Origin of the sequence: Marinimicrobium sp. UBA4509 (genome assembly GCF_002388575.1) — a bacterium.
Taxonomy (GTDB): Bacteria; Pseudomonadota; Gammaproteobacteria; order Pseudomonadales; family Cellvibrionaceae; genus Marinimicrobium; species Marinimicrobium koreense.
Genome location: NZ_DGMV01000071.1, coordinates 411 through 8,280, shown reverse-complemented (window position 1 = coordinate 8,280; position 7,870 = coordinate 411). Strand labels below are relative to the sequence as shown.

At 56.9% G+C, this 7,870-nt stretch carries 7 protein-coding genes; 1 reads left to right on the top strand and 6 read right to left on the bottom strand.

Going from position 1 to position 7,870, the window contains the following annotated elements; translation table 11 throughout:
- Nucleotides 1-935: helix-turn-helix domain-containing protein (locus B3520_RS13755; RefSeq protein WP_286876307.1), on the top strand; the 935-nt coding region annotated here is incomplete at its 5' end.
- Between the two features lie 24 nt (nucleotides 936-959).
- Here B3520_RS13755 and B3520_RS13750 read toward each other — a convergent pair.
- The 6 genes from B3520_RS13750 to B3520_RS13725 all read right to left on the bottom strand — a co-directional run.
- A complete protein-coding gene (locus B3520_RS13750) occupies nucleotides 960-2,408 on the bottom strand; it encodes a sigma-54 dependent transcriptional regulator (RefSeq protein ID WP_286807134.1) in 1,449 nt (482 codons plus the stop codon).
- Nucleotides 2,409-2,787: 379 nt separating this feature from the next.
- Nucleotides 2,788-3,063 (bottom strand): hypothetical protein, encoded by a 276-nt coding sequence (locus B3520_RS13745; RefSeq protein ID WP_286807133.1) that lies wholly within the window; start codon nucleotides 3,061-3,063, stop codon nucleotides 2,788-2,790.
- A gap of 2 nt (nucleotides 3,064-3,065) precedes the next feature.
- Nucleotides 3,066-3,506, bottom strand: a complete 441-nt coding sequence (gene fliS, locus B3520_RS13740) for a flagellar export chaperone FliS (protein WP_286807132.1) — start codon at nucleotides 3,504-3,506, stop codon at nucleotides 3,066-3,068.
- 241 nt (nucleotides 3,507-3,747) lie between these two features.
- Nucleotides 3,748-5,760 carry a flagellar filament capping protein FliD gene (gene fliD, locus B3520_RS13735; RefSeq protein ID WP_286876304.1) on the bottom strand — a complete coding sequence of 671 codons (2,013 nt, stop codon included), beginning with the start codon at nucleotides 5,758-5,760 and terminating at the stop codon, nucleotides 3,748-3,750.
- A gap of 264 nt (nucleotides 5,761-6,024) precedes the next feature.
- Entirely contained in the window at nucleotides 6,025-6,429 is a 405-nt protein-coding gene (locus tag B3520_RS13730; RefSeq protein WP_286807139.1) for a flagellar protein FlaG, read from the bottom strand.
- Between the two features lie 83 nt (nucleotides 6,430-6,512).
- On the bottom strand, nucleotides 6,513-7,870 hold a 1,358-nt coding region (locus B3520_RS13725; RefSeq protein WP_286876302.1), incomplete at its 5' end, for a flagellin.

Sequence of the window (7,870 nt, the reverse complement as noted above, 5' to 3'; positions counted from 1 at the left end):
TGGGTTTTCACGTCAAACTAAAGTCGATGCTGTTTTCGGACTTCAACTGGTGTCGACGCCGACTCCTGCACTTCGCGCCCGCATTGCTGATCACCCTGCTTCTGCCCTTTTACCTTCTGGTGCGCGACGAGGGGTTTTTCGCCCGGGCGAGGTATGACTATGAGGTGCTGTTCCACGATCTCCCGTTTCAGCTGTACCTGTTCGTCAAATACGGCCTCTACTTTACTTACGGCTTGATCAGTTATCGGCTATTGGCGACCTACCATCGGCACCTGGAGCAGGGCTACTCCAACCTGAAAAGCGTGGACCCCTGGTGGCTCCGGCTGCTGGTGATCGGCTTTCTGGTTATCTGGAGTCTGTACCTGACGAGTTATCTGAGCCATCTGTTGTTTGAACATCGGGGAATGGCCAACCTGACCGGCGTGCTGGGCAACTACCTCAACGTTTTTTTCATCACATCACTGGTGGTGTACAGCCTGACCCAGTCGCAGACGTTTCGCGGGGTCTCCGAAGCGCCGGGGCTCAATAGCGTTGCAATCGGGAATGAAGATGAACAGGCGTCCCTGGCTCAATCGATCCACCAGGTAATGCGAGAGCAGCAGTTGTATCTGGACCCGGAGCTGAGCCTGGAGCGGCTGGCCAGTACCATGGGATTATCCAGCAAGCTGGTGTCCAGCATCATCAATCGTCGGCTGAACAAGAACTTTTTTGAGTATGTAAACGATTTTCGCACCGAACGGGCGAAATCCATCATTGCTTCCGAGGATGGGCCCGACTCCATGATGCAGGTGATGGAACAGTCGGGGTTCAACAGCAAATCCACCTTCAACCGCTGCTTCAAACGCGCCACCGGCATGACCCCCAGCGAGTACCGGGAAAACATTCGCCGCAGCCCCGTAGGTCGGATCGGTCCGACGTTTCGGAGCGAAGCGTAATCCGACAACCCCCGCTGACTTCAATCAACGCTGCAAATCATACTTCCGCATCTTCTCAACCAGGGTCGTGCGCCGAACACTCAACCGATCCGCAGCCCGGGCCACCACGCCACCGCAATCATTCAGGGCCTGCTGAATCAATTCCCGCTCCATGTTGTTGATGTACTCGCGCAGGTCGATGCCCTGCTCCGGCAACAGCGGCGTATCGTTCATGCTGACATAGCCCGCCTGGCCGTTCAGCGCCTCCTGCTCGGTGGCCACACCAAAATCTTCCTCCACCACGTCCACGTGGCGGTATTTGACGGGAAGATCCTGAACGCCCACCACGCCGTAAGGGTGCATGATTGCCATGCGCTCCACCAGGTTTGCCAGCTCGCGCACGTTGCCACTCCAGGGATGACGACACAGCGAGAGAATGGCAGCGGAATTGAAGCGGATGGAGCCGCGCTCCTCGCTTTCCAGACGGGAGATCAGTTCATTGATCAGCAGCGGGATATCTTCTGAGCGATCTTTCAGAGCGGGTAATTCAATGGGGAAAACGTTCAGTCGATAGAACAGATCCTCGCGGAACCGGTCTTCGCTGATCATGGTTTCGAGGTCCCGGTGGGTCGCGGCAATCACCCGCACGTCGATACTGGTAGTCTTATTACTGCCCACCCGCTCGAAACAGCGCTCCTGCAGAACCCGCAGAATCTTCACCTGCATATTCAGGGGCATATCCCCAATTTCATCCAGAAACAGAGTGCCCCCCTCCGCCAGCTCAAACCGACCGGCCCTGGCACTGATGGCACCGGTGAACGCTCCTTTTTCATGGCCAAACAGCTCGCTTTCCAACAGTTCGGCGGGAATGGCGCCGCAGTTTACGGGAACAAAGGGTTTGTCACGCCGGGGGGAGTTGTAGTGCAGATTGCGGGCCACCACTTCTTTACCGGTGCCCGACTCGCCGGTGATCAGCACCGACACGTCCTTATCCGCCACCTGGGCCATCATGTCGCGCACCTGTTGGATCTGGCGGCTGGTGCCCACCAGGCTGCGAAACAGGTGGACCGGACGGCGCGTAGGCTGGCGCCGGCTGGCCTGCTGAGCCTGGCGATAGAGCTGGGCGCGATGCAGCGTGTCCAGTAACTGGTTGTAGGCGGGGGGGACTGTCATGCTGGCGATGATCATCCGGGCCAGCTCGGGCGCGGCGGACTCGGGCAGCGTGCGCTCCTCCAGCATGATGACCGGCACGTCGTCCTGCCAGTCGCGGATGTCTTTCAGCTGGGACTCAAGCTCCCGGGGCTTGGGAGTTTCGCCCAGAAACACCGCCATGACACCCCGCTCATCGGCATCGTCAGCGTCCTCGTGGGCGGCTTGCCAGCCGGCCCACCCGGTGGTGCTGACCGTTTTCCCCAGGAACTCCAGAATGACTCCGAGCTCCCTGCGCCGTTGTTCATTATCATCGACAATCAGAACATTGGTGTTACGCCACATGCGAGTTGGCCCTTTATCCATTTTTCTAAACCGCTAGCCTTGTTAAACCAATAGCCGACGCCTCGACCGGAGTCAAATAATTGTCGATTCAGGACAGACGTCGGAAAACCGGGCGCCCCCAAGACAAGCGCCCGAAGAATGTGAAATGTGTCACATTATTGGGGATTCTGGCAGGGATAGCCGCCGGGAGCAATCCCAAAACGGCCAAATTGACAAAAAAATGACGCAGAAAACGTCAAGAAGAAGAACAGCACCAACCTCCGCGTACTCCGCGCGCTTCACGTACTCCACGCGCTCCGCGTAGGGCGGATAAGGCCGGAGGCCGCATCCGCCGTAACCCAATGTAACGCACCCTCGCAACCCAATGGGCCCGCCCCACTCACAACGCCAGCTTCAAAACCTCCTCCTGGCACTGCTCAATCAAATTCGCATAAACACCCTTCAACTCACTCAATGCCCGGACCAGGGCCGTCCCATCGCCACCGTTGGCCGCGATCACCCGCTCAACCAACCCGGCACAGGCCCGATCCAGCTCACGGACCGTCCACCAATCCTCAGCCCGAAGGGCCTGCACCAGCTCATTACGCAACTGGCGCACCTGCTCTACCCCGGCTTCCCCATGGTAATCGGGGTTGGGAACCGCTGACAGCGCCATGATTATCGGGCCTGATCGGCAATACCATCCCAGGCGGACTTGAGCTCGCCCAGCAGGCGGCCGCACTCGTCCAGCCGCTCCAGACTGTTCTTGTAGTTGGCTTCGGTCAGAGCGCGGATGATGTAATCGTAGAGGTCATCCAGATTTTCCGAGAGCTGGCCGCCTTCCTTATCACTCAGGCTGCCCTGCAGGCCCGCCACAATGTTGATGGCCTTGCCGATCAGCTCGCCTTTGCGGGCCACCTGATTCTGCTGCATCGCACCCTTGGCCTGAGCGATACGCTCCAGGGCCCCTTCGAACAACATCTGGATCAGGCGGTGGGGAGAGGCGTCCATGGCGCTGGACTGTACTTTCATGGAAGAGTAATTCTGTGCCGCACGAGCGTAGGCGTTCATACCGGTTCCCCGTTCTTGGTTGTCGTCATCATCGGTGGTTTTTACCATCGGACTAACCTTTATTGCGGCTGTGGAGGGGGAAACTTTAGCTGATTTTGGTGGGTGTTTTCGAGTTCAGCAACGGCGGATGCGCGCTGCGCGCTTATCCGCCCTACGCGACCCCGTGCTATCCGTAGGGCGGATAAGCGAAGCGCATCCGCCGGCAAACCAACGTAATACCCTCACCGTAAACTCCGCGCAATCTGCCCTACCCCAACGCAACACCCAAACCAAAACCAAACTCAACCACTTACCGCGGCGGCGCCGTAAACGGCAACCGGTCATTAATACCTTCCAAAAAGCTCCCGGTACTATTCAAACTCCGGACAATCCGTTCCATATTCAAAAACTGCGCCTCCAACCGCGCCCGATACGCCTCACTGCGCCGCTCCATGGCTTCGCGGGCTTCGGATACCTCAACTCGGTCGTCCTTCAAGGTGCTTTCCCGCTCGGAAATCAATCCGGAATTACGCACATAAGTATCCAGGGTCGACAACAACCCGGAACCAAAACCACGCGAGAAATTCACCGTCGCCGTGCTCGCGCCGTCGGCAATTTCCAAAGCCAAACCTTCCGCCGGCGAGCGCAAGGCACCACGCAAAATACGGCCATAACCAAAACCTTCTTCGCCATTGATGGTGCCGGCCACATCCAAACCGGTGGTGCCAGCGGCTTCACTCAAGCCCAAAGCACCCGCATTGGCGCCCACGCTGGTGATCGCCACGGAACTGTCACGTCCATAGGTGTTGGACTCAAATTTTAAGGCACCACCTTCCACCGTAACGTTCACCCGTGCGCCGCCCTCCCGCAGGTTTGAATCGGCGTTGATCAACGTCTGCAACTCGGTGGCCACGTCCTCCAGAGAGGCGTAACTTCCTTGAGGCAAACTGATCATCGCTGACTCGCGGCCATTCACTTCAATGGTAAAACTGTAATCGTCACTCGTGACATCGAGAGGCATGGTGGCGGGGTCGGCCGTCAGGAAACCACGGGTAGCATCCTGGGTAATTTCTACCTCGTAAGTCCCGGACTGAGTGCGGTTACCGAAGTTGCTGGGAGTGATCCGGGCGTTGGACGACTCCATGCTCGGCACAAACAGGTCCCGTATCGCTTCAAATTGACTGCTGAATACCGCACTGAAGTCCGTGTCTTCACCGTCATCGGCAAACTCCAGAGTGCCGTCCAGGCGGGTACGAATACCAATGCTGGCCAGACTGTCTATACCCTGATCCAACCCGGGCACCGCCGCGCTGATCTGCCCACGAACGGAGCGCATCAGATTACCCGCCAGGGAGTCATTATTCAGGCTGCCCTGCCCGTCTTCATCGGTGTCGGTATCCCGCAGGCGCTGCATTTCGTTGACGAAGGTATTGTAGGCCTCGACAAAATCCCGAATGGCGGTTTCCGCCAGAGCCCGATCCTCACTGACGTTGATACTGATTTCCTGGGCCGGGTCGGCGTTCAAAATATCGAAGGTCATACCATCGATCACATCATCAATGGTATTGGTGGTGCGGGTAACCTCCAGGCCGTTCACACTCAGAATCGCGTCTTTACCCTCCTGCTGTTGAGTAAAGCCCTGTTCCACTTCGTTGTAATTGAACTGCGCCAGGCCCAGCGCACCGGCATCCTCGGTGGCGGTGATTTCCAGCTCCCGCTGAGCACCGGTAGGGCTTGTCAGCAGCAATTGATAGTTGCCCTCCTGCCCCACAATACTGGCCTGGACCCCGATATCCGCTTTGTTGATGGCATCTCGCAGGCCCGTCAGGCTGTTGTTACTGTCGTCGATTTCAATGCTGGCGCCTTCGGCAACCGGGGCAAGGGTAAAATTTCCGCTTCCATCCCAGTCCCCAAAACGCAAATTCAACGTACCAGTGCCCACTTCGTCATTCAGACTGGCAAAGGTGCCTGACGCTAACGACTGGGACTGCGCCACTTGGCTGACCCGCACACGGTAGTTACCCGGCACCGCGTCGGGGTTCAGCTCGTTGACGGCCATCAGGGAGTTGTCGGAAATGGAGGCCTGCTTGGCGTTAAAGGTGTCCTCATTGGCCAGGCCCTGAACGGCCGAGTCCAGATCGCTCACGGCGCTGCGCAGCAGGCCGTAACCGGATATCTGAGCGTCAATCCGCTGCTCGCGGGTTTCCAGCCGCTGCTCTTCTGGCGCCTGCTGCAGGCCCACCAGGTCATCCACCAGCTTGGAGGTGTTGACACCGCTGCCACCACCGATCCGGTTGATAATATCGCTGCCTATGCTTGCCATTGCGAACCTCTGATATTGATTTGCGGGACCAGGTCACGGCGTATAACCCAGAGCTCGCGTAGGGCGGATAAGCGCGGAGCGCGCATCCGCCGTAACCCAAAGCCGCCGTCAAAGCCCCGACAACCGGGACATACCGGCACCACACGGGTGCCCTACAACGCTATCGGCCGCTTTTGCACAAACTTTAACCGATAATAAACCCTTAAACTACAGATGCAAAAAAGGGGCCGTAAGGCCCCTCTTGATCACCAATATTGGTGTCCACTACGCTTGTTCACTGAAAAAGTGCACCGGCTCATCCGGCTGAAGGCTACGGGCGATATCCAAAAAAACCTCATTGGGAATCTGCCGAATCACCTCCTGGGTCTCGCGATCCAGCACCTTCACAATGGTTTCACCCAACTCCTCGTCAATGGAGAACCGCAGGTCCCGCTGGCTGGCTTGCAGATAATCGTTCATCTGGCTTACCGCCTCGCTCAGATCCTCCGCCAAAGCGGTTTGATCCTGTGCCGGGCTCTGCAACTCCACCACCGGCTGAGACGACGAAGAGGGCGGCAAATTCTTGCCCCCCTCAACCGCGTCCCGGCTGGTACCGGGTGAAACGGACCGAGCCGTGCCGCTTAAGGCATCGGACCGACCGTAGCTGTGGATATTGGTTACGTCACTCATGGTATTACCCTCGGTAAGGGTCACTCAAGGCTACTCATCAGCACCTGAAGTGCTCCGCCGGTTACCCGGCGGAGACTCTCAGCTTACTGGAGCAGCTGCAGCACCTGCTGCGGACGGGCGTTGGCCTGAGCCAGCATGGCCTGGGAGGCCTGCTGCAGCACCTGCGCCTGACTCAACTTGGCGGTTTCCGCCGCAAAGTCGGCGTCCATAATCCTCGAACGGGCCGCGGAGGTCTTTTCGCTGACGTTGGACAGGTTGGAGATGGTGAAGTCCAAGCGGTTGTTGGCAGCACCCAGCTCGGCGCGGACATCGTTAATTTCTACCAGAGCGCGGTCGATGGTGTCGATGGCGTTTTGGGCACCTTCCTGGGTGGAAATATCTATGTTAGCGATGTTGTCACCAAAACTCTCTACAGTATTGGTCTCACGCAAGCCCGTATTAGCTAAACTCGCGGCGTTCGTTACGTCTCCATATTTAACCGAGATCTCGTCCCCTGAAACTGACTCGAGCTCAAGAACACCAGCAGAAGAAGAAGCCGTAACGCCTGTCTCAGCTGATTTTGCATTGATCGCGTCACGAATCAGGTCAGCGGTAGCGGCGCCGGCACCAGTTGCGCTCGTATCAGCTGTAACCGCACCAATCTCAATACCATTAATTATCAACGCTCCTTCATCGAGATCGTCTTCACTTCCATCCACAATTTCTGCGCCCTGGATAGTACCGGCGGCAAAACGAGAGTCGATGCCCAGCACATTAGCATCTGCTGCCGCTGCGTAATTAATAGTAATCCCACTGTTATCCGTTGATGTGAGGGCTAAACGCGGACCGTAGGTTGTTGCAGCAATTCCTGTTGTGCCTGGATCACTAATGGCAGCACCAAGAGAATCGACGTACGAAACCGCAATACTTGTTCCATCCTCGCTTGACAAAACTAAGCCACCGTCGTCAGAAAGGCTAGCGTCAATTTTACCGTCTGCGGACTGATTAATCTTGTTTACTAAAGCTTCCATACTGCCCGTGTTTGAGACCTCAAAGCTTGAAGTTACTCCGTCCGCGTTAACGAGATCAAATTTCATAATCTCATCAGCGCCGCTCAGTACACCCGTCACGGAGGATCCACTACTCCCTACAGTTTCAGTCACCGCTGTCGCACGCACGTTTGAAACACTATCGTTAATAACACCCAGAAGCTCACTCAAGTTTCCAGCAGCATTCAATTCGCTTGAGCGAACCGTCTGACCGTTGATTTCAATGTTGTCACTAAAAGGAGCCGTATCGCTTCCATAGTTGGCAGCGGTAATGTTCATAGCGACACCAACAATATCTCCACCTGCAGTACCACCAAGATTTTTGGCGTCCATAGTAGGCACTTCAAGGCTGATAATCTGACGGGACTGATCACCGACCTGGAGATCTACCTCACCCAGCGAGCCGTCCAGCC